The 14,579-nt window shown below is 63.4% G+C and carries 14 protein-coding genes; 6 read left to right on the plus strand and 8 right to left on the minus strand.

Going from position 1 to position 14,579, the window contains the following annotated elements; all coding sequences use genetic code 11:
* The first annotated feature begins 42 nt into the window (after nucleotides 1-42).
* A complete protein-coding gene (locus GGD61_RS15325; protein WP_092251834.1) occupies nucleotides 43-2,064 on the plus strand; it encodes a YgiQ family radical SAM protein in 2,022 nt (673 codons plus the stop codon).
* An 18-nt stretch (nucleotides 2,065-2,082) separates the two neighbouring features.
* Here GGD61_RS15325 and GGD61_RS15330 read toward each other — a convergent pair whose 3' ends face one another.
* Both GGD61_RS15330 and GGD61_RS15335 read right to left on the minus strand, forming a co-directional pair.
* Nucleotides 2,083-2,376, minus strand: a complete 294-nt coding sequence (locus tag GGD61_RS15330) for a DUF718 domain-containing protein (RefSeq protein ID WP_092251832.1) — start codon at nucleotides 2,374-2,376, stop codon at nucleotides 2,083-2,085.
* Nucleotides 2,377-2,738: 362 nt separating this feature from the next.
* A complete protein-coding gene (locus GGD61_RS15335; protein ID WP_092252005.1) occupies nucleotides 2,739-3,977 on the minus strand; it encodes an MFS transporter in 1,239 nt (412 codons plus the stop codon).
* A 142-nt stretch (nucleotides 3,978-4,119) separates the two neighbouring features.
* On the opposite strand from GGD61_RS15335, the gene GGD61_RS15340 reads away from it, so the two are divergent.
* The gene (locus GGD61_RS15340; RefSeq protein ID WP_183230875.1) at nucleotides 4,120-4,578 is read left to right on the plus strand and encodes an Rrf2 family transcriptional regulator; all 459 of its coding nucleotides are present in this window, start codon (nucleotides 4,120-4,122) and stop codon (nucleotides 4,576-4,578) included.
* 26 nt (nucleotides 4,579-4,604) lie between these two features.
* Nucleotides 4,605-5,288 carry a class I SAM-dependent methyltransferase gene (locus GGD61_RS15345; RefSeq protein WP_177236874.1) on the plus strand — a complete coding sequence of 228 codons (684 nt, stop codon included), beginning with the start codon at nucleotides 4,605-4,607 and terminating at the stop codon, nucleotides 5,286-5,288.
* Between the two features lie 34 nt (nucleotides 5,289-5,322).
* On the opposite strand, the gene GGD61_RS15350 is transcribed toward GGD61_RS15345, so the two are convergent.
* Nucleotides 5,323-5,883 carry a group 1 truncated hemoglobin gene (locus GGD61_RS15350; RefSeq protein WP_183230876.1) on the minus strand — a complete coding sequence of 187 codons (561 nt, stop codon included), beginning with the start codon at nucleotides 5,881-5,883 and terminating at the stop codon, nucleotides 5,323-5,325.
* Nucleotides 5,884-6,539: 656 nt separating this feature from the next.
* On the opposite strand from GGD61_RS15350, the gene GGD61_RS15355 reads away from it, so the two are divergent.
* Complete coding sequence (locus GGD61_RS15355) at nucleotides 6,540-7,004, plus strand: hypothetical protein (RefSeq protein ID WP_092251826.1); 465 nt, start codon at nucleotides 6,540-6,542, stop codon at nucleotides 7,002-7,004.
* 162 nt (nucleotides 7,005-7,166) lie between these two features.
* Nucleotides 7,167-8,189 (plus strand): LLM class flavin-dependent oxidoreductase, encoded by a 1,023-nt coding sequence (locus tag GGD61_RS15360; protein WP_092251824.1) that lies wholly within the window; start codon nucleotides 7,167-7,169, stop codon nucleotides 8,187-8,189.
* 145 nt (nucleotides 8,190-8,334) lie between these two features.
* Here GGD61_RS15360 and GGD61_RS15365 read toward each other — a convergent pair whose 3' ends face one another.
* Nucleotides 8,335-10,098: a phospholipase D-like domain-containing protein gene (locus GGD61_RS15365; RefSeq protein ID WP_092251822.1), complete on the minus strand. Its 1,764-nt coding sequence runs from the start codon at nucleotides 10,096-10,098 to the stop codon at nucleotides 8,335-8,337.
* Nucleotides 10,099-10,256: 158 nt separating this feature from the next.
* Between GGD61_RS15365 and GGD61_RS15370 the strand changes: the two genes are divergently transcribed.
* Nucleotides 10,257-10,655, plus strand: a complete 399-nt coding sequence (locus GGD61_RS15370; RefSeq protein ID WP_183230877.1) for a VOC family protein — start codon at nucleotides 10,257-10,259, stop codon at nucleotides 10,653-10,655.
* A 28-nt stretch (nucleotides 10,656-10,683) separates the two neighbouring features.
* On the opposite strand, the gene GGD61_RS15375 is transcribed toward GGD61_RS15370, so the two are convergent.
* From GGD61_RS15375 to GGD61_RS15390, 4 genes are all read right to left on the minus strand, one after another.
* Nucleotides 10,684-12,003: an aminotransferase class V-fold PLP-dependent enzyme gene (locus GGD61_RS15375; RefSeq protein WP_092251818.1), complete on the minus strand. Its 1,320-nt coding sequence runs from the start codon at nucleotides 12,001-12,003 to the stop codon at nucleotides 10,684-10,686.
* A 244-nt stretch (nucleotides 12,004-12,247) separates the two neighbouring features.
* A complete protein-coding gene (locus GGD61_RS15380; RefSeq protein WP_092251816.1) occupies nucleotides 12,248-12,706 on the minus strand; it encodes a hypothetical protein in 459 nt (152 codons plus the stop codon).
* 10 nt (nucleotides 12,707-12,716) lie between these two features.
* Nucleotides 12,717-12,887 carry a hypothetical protein gene (locus GGD61_RS15385; RefSeq protein WP_409362465.1) on the minus strand — a complete coding sequence of 57 codons (171 nt, stop codon included), beginning with the start codon at nucleotides 12,885-12,887 and terminating at the stop codon, nucleotides 12,717-12,719.
* A gap of 146 nt (nucleotides 12,888-13,033) precedes the next feature.
* Complete coding sequence (locus GGD61_RS15390) at nucleotides 13,034-14,578, minus strand: hypothetical protein (protein WP_246785939.1); 1,545 nt, start codon at nucleotides 14,576-14,578, stop codon at nucleotides 13,034-13,036.
* Nucleotide 14,579: the final 1 nt, after the last annotated feature.

Below are 14,579 nucleotides of genomic sequence, written 5' to 3' on the forward strand. Positions count from 1 at the left end.
GTCGGTTGAATTCGGAGGCGTGGGGACTTATCCCTTGGCGCCATGGACACCCAGATGATCACCGCCGCAAAGCCGCTGATGGCCCGGGCGCAGCCGCACAAGCCGGCACCTTTCCTCCCGATGAGCCGCGCCGAGATGGACGCGCTCGGCTGGGACGCCTGCGACATCGTGCTGGTGACCGGGGACGCCTATGTCGACCATCCGAGTTTTGGCATGGCCATCATCGGCCGGCTACTGGAGGCGCAGGGCTTTCGGGTCGGCATCATCTCGCAGCCGGACTGGCATTCGGCCGAGCCGTTCAAGGCATTAGGCAAGCCAAAAGTGTTCTTCGGCGTCACCGGCGGCAACATGGACTCCATGGTGAACCGCTACACCGCGGACCGGCGCATCCGCAGCGACGATGCCTATACGGCCGGCGGCGAAGGCGGCAAGCGGCCGGACCGCTGCACGGTCGTCTATGCGCAACGCTGCCGCGAGGCGTTCAAGGACGTGCCGATCGTGCTCGGCGGCATCGAGGCCTCGCTGCGCCGGATCGCGCATTACGATTACTGGTCGGACAAGGTGCGCCGCTCGGTGCTGGCCGACGCCAAGGCCGACCTGCTGCTCTACGGCAATGCCGAGCGCGCCGTCGTCGAGGTGGCGCAGCGGCTCGCCGCCGGCGAAGCGCCGCGCGCGCTGGACGACATCAGGGGCGTCGCGCTGTTCCGCAAGGTCCCCGAGGATTACACCGAGCTGCACGCCGACGATCTCGATTCCGCCGACGAAGGCGCGACCCGCCAGAAGGGTGCGACCGTCATCCGCCTGCCGGCGCTGGAGCAGGTCGAGCAGGACAAGGAAGCTTATGCCCGCGCATCGCGCGTGCTGCACCGGGAGAGCAATCCCGGCAATGCGCGGCCGCTGGTGCAGCGTCATGGCGACCGCGATCTCTGGCTCAACCCGCCGCCGATCCCGCTGACCAGCGACGAGATGGACGCGGTCTACGACCTGCCCTACGCGCGCGCGCCGCATCCGTCCTACGGCGAAGCAAAGATCCCGGCCTGGGACATGATCAAGTTTTCGGTGACGATCATGCGCGGCTGCTTTGGCGGCTGCACCTTCTGCTCGATCACCGAGCACGAAGGCCGCATCATCCAGAACCGCTCGGAAGGCTCGATCCTGCGCGAGATCGAAAAGATCCGCGACAAGACGCCGGGCTTCACCGGCGTGATCTCCGACATCGGCGGCCCTACCGCCAACATGTACCGGATGGCGTGCAAGGACCCGAAGGTCGAGGCGGCATGCCGGCGGCCGTCCTGCGTCTTCCCCGAGATCTGCCCGAACCTCAACACCTCGCATGACGACCTCATCAGGCTCTATCGCAAGGTGCGCGAGACCAAGGGGATCAAGAAGGTGATGGTGGCTTCCGGCGTGCGCTATGACCTTGCGGTGGAGAGCCCGGAATACATCAAGGAGCTGGTCACCCATCACGTCGGCGGCTATCTCAAGATTGCGCCCGAACACACCGAGCGCGGCCCGCTCGACAAGATGATGAAGCCGGGCATCGGCGCCTACAACAAGTTCAAGCGGATGTTCGACGAAGCGGCCGAACGGGCCGGCAAGAAATATTACCTGATCCCCTATTTCATCGCGGCGCATCCGGGCACGACCGACGAGGACATGATGAACCTCGCGCTGTGGCTCAAGAAGAACCGCTATCGCGCCGATCAGGTGCAGACCTTCCTGCCCTCGCCGATGGCGACGGCCACTGCGATGTACCACACCGGCGTCAATCCGCTGCGCGGCGTGCGCCATGGCGGCAGCGACAAGGTCGAGGCGATCAAGGGCCTGCGCCAGCGCCGCCTGCACAAGGCCTTCCTGCGCTATCACGATCCCGACAATTGGCCGGTGCTGCGCGAGGCCCTGATCGAGATGGGCCGCCGCGACCTGATCGGCTCGCAGCCGCACCAGCTCGTTCCCGCCCACCAGCCCCCCGGCACCGGTAAGGCCGCCGGCACGCGGCGACCGGTGCGGCCGGGCGAGAAGACCCAGCGGTTCACGACCAAGGGGCTGCGGGTGATGAAGTGAGCGCGCGCCGCAGCGTTGCTAGAGATCGAGCACCACCGCCCCTGAAACGGCGTCGGTCACCCCGCGTCCATTGCCCTGGTCCTCGAGCACCGACCGGAAACTGTCGAGGGTCTTGAGCATCGCGGGTCGCGCCGCGACCATCGCGTCCTGGCTGGCCCATGTGCCGATGAGGCAAAAGGTCTGCTCGCCGGTCTTGATGATGACGCCGTGCTCCAGCCCCGGCCATTTGGCCTTGCCGTTCCGATGCGCGTCGAGGAAGGCAGCTTCCTCGCCCGACTTCACCTTGAACCTGACCACATTATAAACCTGCATGATGCGCCTCCGAAAAATGGACTGATGAAAAACGGGCGCCGCGCGAGGTGAGGACGAAAAGTCTGTCCTTACGGTCGCCCTGGCTGATTGTTGTCCCCGCGCGCGGCGGCGTCACCGTGACAAATCAGCATGGTCTATCCCGGCCTTCCTGATCGCAGGACAGAATTGTGCGAAAACAACCCCATGCACAGTAGCCGGGGACAGCAAAATCAACAGCATAGGACGCGGCAAGAGAGCATGATCCTTTCGGAATTCGCGGCGAGAATTCCTGATTTTACGAGACGATCATTGATCCGTCGGGCAAAACAGGAACAGGATGACATCATCGGCGCGCCCGGTGTTGCGTGTCGGACCTGACGGCTTCAGCGCGGCGCACGGCGCCCCGCCCAGAAAGCGTAGATCGCCAATCCCTGCACCAACGCCGTGGCGACATAGAAGCCTGGCGCGGCACCAGAGGCGGCGGCCGAAAACCATTCGCGGATCAAGCCAAAGACCGCCGGCGCGAATGAATAGGCGCCTTGCGACATCGCAACGATCAGCGCGACGACACGCGGTACGTCCTCTGGTGCAAATTCGACCTGGGCGATCAACGGCGGCAGGAACGTGCCGTTGCCGAATCCGACACCGAACAGGACGACGCCAAGAATCAACAGCGGAACGTTCGTTCCAGCCGCGGCGATGAAGATCATCGAGCCCATGATTTGAACCGTGTAGCTGGCGCAGGCAATCAGCCGCCGGTCGGTGCGCTCCGGCATGAGCCAGCCCAGCAGCGTTCGACCCATGATCGCCATAGCGCCGATCAACCCGACCACCAGTCCGGCCCATTGCGTGCCGAGCGCGGGCAGCAGCAGCGAGAACAGGTGCGCGGTCAGGCCGATCTGCGCAAACAGCCCGAGGCTCATGCCGGCCGCGAGCGTCAGGAATTTTCGGTCTCGCCAGATCAGCGATCCCGGGAGCCGCCGCGCAGCGTCCGCAGGCCCGGTCGCCGCGGCTGGCTCCGCTCCGTCCGGCAGCGATCCGATCTGCGCAGGCGTGCGTGACAGCACGGTGCTTGCGAGCATCCACACCAGGATAACCATGATCACGCCGAGGACGGCCGCTGCGATGGCGAAGCCGTACATTGCAATGGCCGCGGCCCAGAGCGGCGGAAAGATGATCCCTCCGACGTTCGCGCCGTTATACGCGACGGCGAGCGCCGCAGGGCGGTGGCGGACGAACCAGGGCGACACGATGGCGTTGACGGCGGCGACGCCCATCGTCACCCAGCCCGCGCCGCTCAGCAACGTCGCGCCGAACAGCTGCCACGGCGTTGTTGCACTCGCCCATCCCAAGATGCCGACGGCCAGCGCGAGGGCGCCGGCCTTCGTCACGGCTGCAATGCCGAAGCGCCGATAAAGCGCCGGCAGATTGGCGGTCACGGTCGATCCAATCAGGAAGTGCACGGTGACGGCCATCGAGACCAACGCCAGCGGCCAACCCCTGGCTTCACAAACCGCGTTCAGGAAGATCGGCGGACCATAGAAGCCGAAACCAAGGCCGAGAACGGCGAGACCAAAGCTCGCCGCGACGACTCGCCAACCATAAAACGTGCCGTTCTGCATCTTTGTCGACAGCCTGCGCCCCGCGGCGCGATTGTGCACAAGCCTGACGGCGGGTCCTTCGCTCGCGGTCGAATTATGGGATCGGAAAGACCTGCGTGGGGCCCGCTTGACGCCGCCGCCATCATGTAACATATAAAGTTACATGAAACGAGATTCCCGACTCTCCGGCGTTCTGCACGTGCTGTTGCACATGGCGCAGCAGCCTGGGCCGTTCACGTCCGAGACGCTGGCCAAGGCCATGGACACCAACCCGGTGGTGATCCGCCGCATCATGGCGGGCCTGCGGGAGATCGGTTACGTGCGCTCCGAGAAGGGGCACGGCGGCGGCTGGACCATCGCCTGCGACCTGTCGAAGGTGACGCTGCGCGACGTCTATGCCGCGCTCGGCAATCCCCCGCTTCTGGCCATGGGCAACCGGACCGAGGCGCCCGGCTGTCTGGTCGAGCAGGCCGTCAATGCCGCCCTCGATCAGGCCTTTGACGATGCGGAGGCGCTGCTGCTGGCGCAGCTCGGCGAGGTGACGCTGGCGATGCTGGGCGAGGACCTGCGCAAGCGGCTCGGGTCCCGAAAGATCCACGACATCAGCGCGCATCGCGCGTGAACGGCTCCATTCACGGGGACAACATCATGACCGACATGCAAGCCGCATTTTCCGATCCGCAATTCGTGGCGAGATACACCGAGGGGCCGCGGCGCTTCGTGCCGGGCTATGACGCCATGCAGTCCATGACGGCGATTCTGCTCGCCGAAAGCGTCCCAAACGATGGGCAGGTGCTCGTCCTCGGCGCGGGTGGCGGCCTGGAGCTCAAAGCGTTTGCGCAAGCGCATCCCGGCTGGCGCTTCGACGGCGTCGATCCGTCCGCGGCGATGCTGGCGCTGGCCGGGCAAACCCTGGGATCGCTCGCATCCCGTGCACGCCTTCATCAAGGCTATATCGATGATGCCCCGGAGGGACCGTTCGACGGTGCCACCTGCCTCTTGACCCTGCACTTCGTCGGCGTCGAGGAGCGGCGCCGCATCGCCTCGGAGGTCCGTCGCCGCCTCAAGCCGCGCGCGCCGTTCGTGGTCGCGCATTTGAGCGCGCCCAATGGCGAGCAGGAGCGCCCGCTGTGGCTGTCGCGGTACTCGGCGTTCCTGGCCGCCTCCGGCGTCGAGCCCGAGCAGGCGGCAGCCGCGCGGAATGCCGTCACCAACCATCTGGAGATTCTGGCGCCCGCGCAGGATGAGGTGATCTTGCGCGAGGCCGGCTTCTCCGACCCAACCCTGTTCTATACCGGCTTCGCCTTCCGCGGCTGGGTCGCCTATGCGTGAGGTCGCAATTCGTCGTTCGGCATCACGGGATGCTTCAACCGCGCTTGGCTCTCGATACGTAACCGGCGGTCACCTCATCTTTGAGGCTGGCGAACGCAGCTAGTACTTCGGTCTTCTCGCGCTTCGGGACCTTGGCGAAGTCAAGTGTCCGTCCGAGTTCAGCGGCGACCTCGTCGAATTCCGCCGGAGAGATCCGCAATGTCCGGTGCGCCTCCTCAAGGCCAAGGGGCGTCGTCCCCGGCCTGGTGGCTTTGAACTGGAACGGCCCACCCGAAACGTCACAGACCCAAAGTGTTCGCATGAACTTGAGACCAGGCAAGCGTTTCAGATTTTTGGTGTGCCATTCCCTCAACTGCGGATTTTTTGACTTCTGACCGACGACGGCGTTCTTTACGACAGCGTCGCTGAAGTGATCCACGACCGCTGCAATGGCGAAGACGCCGCCAAGTCGTTCATACAGGCTTTGATCCGGAGTGGTTTGCTGGGCCTGCGCACGCGCTTGATTGGCTCCGGCCAAAGCCACGGGGGCGGCGGTCAGCGCCAGTCCTGCGACCACACTTCGTCTGCTGATGGAAGTCGAACGAGGCCTTGCCATGGGCACCTCCTTACATCGGTTTCCTGAGGCATTGCAGCCAGCATATCCCGTGCAACGGCCGCCGTGCGCGTTGCCGTCCGGAGGCCTGTCGGTGATTGCCGCGCACCCCTTGGATGGTTCGGAACGGAAATGGTTCCTGGAAATTTTTGAGCTGGACGTCGACCCATGCCCGCCGAACTGCGAAGAAACTTGGTATGAGATAATCTAGTCCGCCATGCCCTGAGAGCTGGCGTCGAGCCAAGCGTCGAACGCGGACGAAAAGGGCCAGGCCCGTGGGTTGGACCCTCTGCGATGAACTGGCTGACCGCCGATGCAACACGGCGGATCAAAATCTCGCCGGAGACTCTGGTAGAAGGGTTTACCAGCCAACGATCGATCTGACCTCGTGCCCTGCGGTCAACTAAGCTCCGCGACGAGAGGGACTTGGCGAGGCTTCGCTGCCGTCGAAGGGGAGCTTGTCTGCATTGGGTCAAAAGCAGCGGTCGCCCAATCGGTCAGGCGGTGCCCAGCTGTACGGTCTATTCTCAGCGGCCGCAGAAGCAGCACCGACGTTAACCCTGTCGGCAAATGATTCGCCGTAGGTCGGCAATCGCCGACAAGTTGCCTTATTGGCGCGGAGAATTTTCAGCGGCACTAACTTAGGTTAGAGGCGCTTTATGCTGAAAATGGCGTTGTTGGGCCTCCTCATCCTGTTGAGCGCAGGCGTGCTTTCGGCAATGGAGCTGAGCGCTCCACCGCGTCGCGCCGTCGCGATCGCTCAGCCGCTTGCCGAGCAGAGCGCTAGCGTCTCTGCGTCACATGACGCGTTGCCGAAGGCCGATCGCCTCGAGGTTGCCGCTGTGAGCAGCGCGATGCCGACACAGGACGCTCCGGTCGAGAACCCTGTTGCTCCGCAAGACATCCAAGTCGGTTCGACCGTACCGGAACCAATCGTCCGTCATCGGCGCGATACGAAGAAGATCGCGACCGCTGAACGTCCCAGGCCGAAACCAAAGGCAATTGTTGCCAAGCGAACTGCCAATGCTCAGCGTGCAAAGGCCGCCAGCGAGACCGAGCCCTGTCGACTCAAGGCGTTCGGCGGCCTGCTCAAGGCATTGAATTTGACCGGTTGCGAAATCTGAGGCCGCTTTCCGGGCACGACGGATCAAAGTCGAACGACCTGACGTCGTGGTGCGAACCCGGGCCTGCTTCCTCCTGGAGGCACTTACGGGCACACGCCTTGCCGCCACTTTTCCCTCGGCCAACGTCTCGCAAATTCTTCCGGTCATGCATACCTAGCCCTCATGAAAAAGATCGGCTTCCTCTCCTTCGGACACTGGACCCCCTCACCGCAATCGCAGACCCGCTCGGCGGCGGACACGCTGCTGCAATCGATCGAGCTTGCGGTCGCGGCCGAGCAGTTAGGGGCCGACGGCGCCTATTTCCGCGTGCATCATTTCGCGCGCCAGCTCGCCTCGCCGTTTCCGCTGCTCGCGGCGGTCGGCGCCAGAACCAGCACAATCGAGATCGGCACGGCCGTGATCGACATGCGCTACGAGAACCCCCTCTACATGGTGGAGGACGCCGGAAGCGCCGATCTCATCGCCGGCGGCCGGCTGCAGCTCGGCATCAGCCGCGGCTCGCCCGAGCAGGTGATCGACGGCTGGCGCTATTTTGGTTATCGCCCGGCCGAGGGCCAGAGCGATGCGGACATGGGCCGGCGCCATGCGGAGGTGTTTCTCGACCTGCTCCGGGGCGAAGGCTTTGCCGAGCCCAATCCGCAGCCGATGTTTCCCAATCCGCCGGGCCTCTTGCGCATCGAGCCGCACGCGCAAGGCCTGCGCGAGCGGATCTGGTGGGGCGCCGGCTCCAACGCCACCGCGGTGTGGGCGGCAAAGCTCGGCATGAATCTGCAGAGCTCGACGCTGAAGAACGACGAGACCGGCGAAGCCTTCCACGTGCAGCAGGCCGCGCAGATCCGCGCCTATCGCGCGGCGTGGAAAGAGGCCGGCCACGCCCGCGAGCCCCGCGTGTCCGTCAGCCGCAGCATCTTTGCGCTGATCGACGATCGCGATCGCGCCTATTTCGGCCGGGGCGGCGAAGGCGAGGACCAGATCGGCTTCATCGACCCGCAGACACGGGCGATCTTCGGCCGGAGTTATGCCGCCGAGCCCGATGCGCTGATCGAGCAGCTACGCCAGGACGAGGCGATCGCGGAGGCGGACACGCTGCTGTTGACGATCCCGAACCAGTTAGGGGTCGATTACTGCGCGCATGCGATCGAGGCGATCCTGAAGCACGTCGCACCGGCGCTGGGGTGGCGGTGAGCGAGTGGTCCACCTTGGCGCCACATTGGCCTGGATTCCGAGCGCTAAAGCGCGATGCCATCAGGATGAAGCGTCATCGCGCTTTAGGTTGCTGTTTAAGCATGATCTTTTCGGAAGGCCGCTGCGTACTTTCCCGGATCATGCTTTAGGCAAATAGCTCCCGGTCTCTCCTGCTGATCGGATCGTCCCAATCCTTCTGCCACCACGCCTTCTCTGAAGCCTTTTTGGGCGGCAACTGAAGCTCGAGCACCTTTTTGCTCTTGCCCTTTGCGTCCTCGCGGGCGGAGCGGAAACGATAGTGATCGTAGATGCGCAATGCTTCAATCATGTAGCTGGTCGCGACCGTGCGATCCTTGATCAGCAACAGGTTCTCGCCATTGTCAGTATCGGCGGACTCAGAGAAATTGTATGAGCCCAGATAAACGCGTGCATCGTCGGTATCGAAATCGAGCACGACGAATTTGTGATGCATCCGAGTACCCCGGTGCTGACCGTCGCTGCCGGCAAGTCCTGACGGTTCCGTACTGAACGGAGCCGGCACATTGCCGGTCAGCGCCGACGAACGAACGACGCGCTTCTTGTTGTCGGCCGTCAATACGGTGACGCCCAAATTCCCTTCCTTCACGCGCGCATCGGCGATGCCAAGCGCGAACACCGTCTTGCTCTTGATGGCGCGACCTAGGGCAGGACCGATCGGTCCATTTTTCATCTGACCCAGGAACGCCAAAGAAAAAAGAACACTGGATTTCGCCTTGGCTATGTCCTTGCCCACCACGGCCAGGAGCCCGTTCTCCTCGGTATGCGGCGAAAAAGCGACCTTTCCGCCGAGTCCGCTCACTCCCAGATCGCGCCAACCCGTCGCCACCTCGGAGTCGCGAAAGTCGCCGGCGGCTTCCGCCGAAAAATAGCTATCGAAAACCTTGAAGTAATCGTCGACAGCATTCTTGCTGTTGACAATAACCGCATTGTTCGACTGCACATAGAACCCGCGCCAGCTCATGTTCGTGGAGCCGTACACGACCTTATGCACTCCCTTGCCGGAAACCGCGATGGATTTATGGTGCTGCAGGTTCGCCATATGCTGGCGCTTGACGTTGTCAGCCCCGGCCGATTTGCGTAAGCGCTTCTCAGCGACGCTCTCGGGCGAATCCTTGGCTTTGTGCCCGCCGCCCTTGGCCGTCGAATCGTCGATGATGACCTTCAGCCTTTTTCCGAGCTTTTCGAGACGGGTCAGGATTTCGGGCATGTTGAAGTCATAAGCGATGACGCGAACATTGGCCTTGGCGGCGATCGCCTCATCCAGCACGTCGAGGATCGACGCACGCGCTTCGAAGCCCATCCACTTATAGGCTTCCTCGGCCTTCTTGTTCGTGGGCTTGAAGGTCAAACCATCCTTTGCATCATCTGGAATGAGGCTGCCGAGCTTGCGGTCGGGCGCGAACTTCTCAACAAAGGATTGCGAGGACACATAACCGCGCGTGAAAGCAACATTCAGCTTGCCCGGTAATGTCTCGCGCATCAGGGCGATCGAGGCTTCCTGCGGTTCGCCTCGACTGAGCGTTCCCAACTTGTCCATGAACATGGGTGTCACGCGATAGAGAAATTGTCCGTCCTTGTCGGCGTGCCAGGGGAAATGCACCCAGCGGAATTTTTGAATCGGCGCAATCGTACTCGGGAGCATCGGGTCGCTCGGCTTCTTGCGCTGACCCGGAAAGCCGATGCGGTTGGGCACCGGCCAAAACCGATCTTGCTTCGGCTCCTTGTACTCGATTGCAAAGCCGACGAAATCGCGCGGTGGCTTGCCCTGCCGCCAATTCATCGCGAGCAGCAACATCCCGTCGCCGCGATGAATCTTCAGGGTGAATGGCGCGTTCGCATTGGTGCCCGTGACCTGATAGGAATTCTTCATTCTGCCCCCCGCCCTGAAGTTTGGCGCAAATCCTATCAACACAATTTTTGATTGCAAGTGCGTGATGCTTGGCGCATGAGGGCTACACCGGCCGGGCCAATGCGATGCTACCCTTGTCTTCCTGACAGCGAGCTTCCCGCCATCCACCAGGTTGCGTGATGAATCAGCATCTGTCCCTCGTCACTCTCGTGGTCGCTGACTATGATGAAGCGATTGCCTTCTTCACGCGCGCGCTGAATTACGAGCTTTGCGAGGACACGCCGCTCGGTGGCGGCAAGCGCTGGGTGGTGGTGCGGCCGCGGGGCAATTTTGGCTCCAGCTTGCTCCTGGCGCGGGCGGACGGTCCGGCGCAGATGGCACGCATCGGCGACCAGACCGGCGGACGCGTCTTCCTGTTCCTGGAGACGGATGATTTCGAGCGCGATCATGCGCGCATGATCGCCGCCGGCGTGCGCTTCGTCGAGGCGCCACGGCATGAGGCCTATGGCGTGGTGGCGGTTTTCGAGGATCTCTATGGCAACCGCTGGGACCTGATCCAATCAGCCAAGCGCAGCTGACACACGAGCGACCGCGCCCCGCCCGGCCTTACCCCGTCTTCGTCCCCGTGATCACCGCCAGTGCCTCGACGAGGCGATCGAGATCGGCCTCATCGGTAAAGAGCGACGGCGTCACGCGGATGCATTGGCCCCTGGCGACGCCGGCCCGGCGCACCGTCATGACCTTGTGGCTGTCCCGCAGCTTCACCACGATGGCCTCGTTGTCGGCCTTGCTGGTCTTGCCGGTGAGACGGAACGACGTGATCGCGCCGTATGAGCCGACTTCGTCCGGCGTCAGGATCTCGATGTCCTTGAATCCGCGGGCGCGGCTCACCCAATAGTCGCGCAAATGGCGCAAGCGGGCCTGCTTTGCCGCGGCGCCGATCTGCTGATGCAACGCCACGGCCGTCGGCACCGTCAGCACCGTGGCGAAATTGACTGTGCCGGTGTGAACCCGCGAGCGGATATCGGCCTCCGCAAAATCCTCGTCACCCATGTCGCGGTCGATGGCGGCGAGGCGGTCCTTCCTGATGTAGAGGAAGCCCACGCCGAGCGGCGCGCCGATCCATTTGTGCAGATTGAAGCCGACGAAATCGGCCTCGAGTTCACCGACCCGGAAGTCGATCTGCCCCCAGGAATGCGCGGCGTCGACGATGGTGTCGATGCCCTTGGCCTTCGCCATGCGGGCGATCTCGGCGATCGGCATGACGAAGCCGGTGCGGTGGCTGACATGGGTCAGGAGCAGAAGTCGCGTCTTCGGGTTCGCCTCGATGGCGCGGGCATAGGCGTCGAGCACCGCCTGGCGGGTGGCGGGCTCCGGCACGTCGAACTTGACCACGTCGACGCCGCGGCGCCCCTTCAGCGCGTTCATCGCATACTGCATCGAATCATAGTCGAGATCGGCATAGAGCACGGCATCACCTGGCTTCAGCCTGTTGTAGCCGCCGATCAGGAGCTGCAGCGCTTCGGTCGCACCGCGGGTGAGTGCGATCTCCTCGGTCGCCGCGCCGACCGCCTCCGCCACCTTGGCGCGCACCGCCTCGAAATCCGCACCCGCGCGCTGCCGCGCGTAATAGGTGTTCTGAAAGTTGATCATGTCGGACTGGCGGATGAACTCGCGCCGCACCGGCTCGGCCATGATGCCCCAATAGCCGTTCTCGAAATTGACGACATCGGGCGTCACGGCGTAGAGCCCCTTCACTGCCGCCCAATAGGCCTTGTCGGCGGCGATCGCGGCGGCCGAACCAGCCGGCTGCGCCGGAAGGCCCTCGGCCGCCATCGCCGGCGCAGCAATCGGCGCCATGGCTGCGGCCGCGAGGCCCTTGAGGATCGACCGGCGGTCGGACGAAATGGATTTGGTCAGATGCATGTCAGTCTCCACGATGCGCGGCGAAAGGAGCAGCGATCAGTAGAGCGCGAATGACAAGGCGATGACAGTTCGATGATGCCGGGCGAGGCAATCGTGCTCCTGGCGTGACCGATTCACCTGCACGTTCGGCACAGCCCATGGCGCGAAGCCCGGCCATGGTCGCCTGCACAAACGTCAATCACCTAGCGCCAGGCTCGCAATCTGGTGCCTGAGTGAGTTCGGGCAGGTTTTTATGGCGCCCCGTCTAGTCGGCGCTCAGGCTGTGGCTGATCCGTGTGACGACGCGGTCCCATTGCCGTTTTTCGGCCGCGGGATAATTGATAAGCACGCAGTGCACATAGCCGCGCGCAAAGTTGCAGCGGTCGTACCAAATCTTGTCGCGCTTGATGCTGGAGACCACGAAGAACTTCGCGGCAACACGCTTGTAGATGATGCCGGACGGCGGACTCTTCCTGGCCAGGAATGCAGCCGGCGAAAGACCTTGGCCGTTGGAAACGGCCTGTACGGTGAGATCGGCCCTGCCGTCGGAGGTGCGAAATTGCTGGCCGTAGCCATCGGGCTTGCCGGCCATCTCCTTGAAGAGCGAAGCGGGAATGTCCACCGAGGTCCCGGTCTCGGCGATGCGGTAAGTCGTCCAGCTGTCTGCTTGGGCGGCAGACAGAGTGGCAAGCATCGCGACAATCGCAACAGAGGTCGTCCTCATGTCCGCCTCATCACTCGCGCGGCATCAGTTGCAGCTCCATCAAGGCGATCCTTTGCAGGTCGGCGACGTTGCGCTCGCCCGCGCCGGCCGTGCGCAGGATGGATTCGGCGAGCATGTTGACGTGCGACGCTTGCACCGGCTCCGGCAGGCTCGCAACCGCGGCTTCCAGGGCGCTCGTCATGATCGCGATCACCCCGGGTGAAAATTCAGCGTTGGAGAAATTCTTCATCGTGCGGACCGGCCGCTCATGCGACACACGGGACCAACGCCGGGAAAAATCGGAAGTTCCTGCGTCAGAGCGTTCAGGTGTGGGCGCCTGGCGCTGAGCTACGCCACGGGCTGGTAGCGCGTGAGGTGCCTCAACTCCGCCTGCTCGCTGGCGGCACTCTGCATTCTCACATGACTGCCGATGACGAGGCCCGTGAGCGAGAGCATGAGCCCGAGCGCGAGTGGCGCGAACAAGGCCTCTTCCTGGAACAATCCGTTGAGCAGCACGACCATGACGCCGAAGCCGGCGAGACCCTGCGTCAGATAGCCCGATGAGGCGTAGAGGCGCCATGCCCTAAGCGCCATCGCGAAATAGAAGGCCAGCAGCACGAAGGCGCCAACGCCCATCTGGTACAAGAGCACGCCGATCGCGCTCTCGACGGCGCCGTCGATCGTCCCGGCCGCCTGTGCGGCACTCCAGTCGATGGAGAAATAGCTCTCCGACAAATTGCCACCAATGCCGAGGCCCCGGCCGAAAGGTCTCTGCACGAAGCCGTCCAAACCACCCATCAGTCCAATGACGTGATAGTCGCCGATCTGCAGCCCGAGGCGGATCGCCAGAACCGCGAAGGCGGCCATGCCGAGGAAGCCGAGCAACAACGTCACCACGGCGCCGATCAGACGGGTCGCGATCCAGGCCGCGACCACGAAGATCACCACGATGAGCGCGCCCTTCACGCTACAAAAGATCAGCAGCGGCAATGCTGCGAGGGCCAGCAGCGGTCGTCCCACCGAGAACAGGAACAGGGCGAGAAAGCCGACGCCGTAAGCGAAGCTGATCGGATGCATGTTCGGACCATTGATGCGCAGCATCTTCGACAGGCCGAACCCTTCGAGCAAGGGCGTGTTCAGAAAATCGAAGCTGAAGCGGTCCTTGAGGTCGACGGGCACGTTACCGGTGGCCCGCATCTGGGCTTCCCAGACACCCGAATGGGTCGCCTTGAGCTCGTCGAAACCCCAGAACGTATAGCTGTTGGTGATGGCCAGCCAGAGATCGCGGAAGACGAGCTCGACATAGCCACACAGCAGAAGGATGACCGCGAGCATCACCAGGAACGGCGTGATGCGCACCTCATAGGTCGCGGCCGTCAGAAGCGAGAGCTGGAACAGGAACAGCGGCAGCACGATATTGCGCAGATAGACCGCCGCCGGCTGTCCGTCCTGGATGAAGCCGATCGCGAAATACAGCGACACCACGGCGAGGGTGACGACACCCCAGCGCATGATCTGGTTCACCTCGGCCGATTGTTTCCTCTGGCCCAGCGCGTAAAGGCCGAACGTCGCCAGCCACATCACTGAGCAGACGAGGAAATTGTAGCCCTTGATGAAATCGAGATCGGACCGCAGCGGGACCAGCGGCGACAGGATCGAGACGAACAGGTTCTGGAAGAACAGGACGAAGATCGCGATGGCCGGCGCATAGGTCGGGACCGCCAGCACGATAGCGATGCCGATGAGGACCTCGACCACGATGGCCAGGGCCGGATAGGCCAAATGCAGGACCGGAGCAAAGCCGATCGCTGCCACGGCGATGCAGAGGGTCGGAACCAGCTCGCGCCAGGCCGGCGGCGATGGCTCGGCCGGCACGGTCTGAACCTGGGTCAAG

The sequence above is a fragment of the Bradyrhizobium sp. SBR1B genome (genome assembly GCF_014198205.1).
In the GTDB taxonomy this organism is placed as follows: Bacteria; Pseudomonadota; Alphaproteobacteria; order Rhizobiales; family Xanthobacteraceae; genus Bradyrhizobium.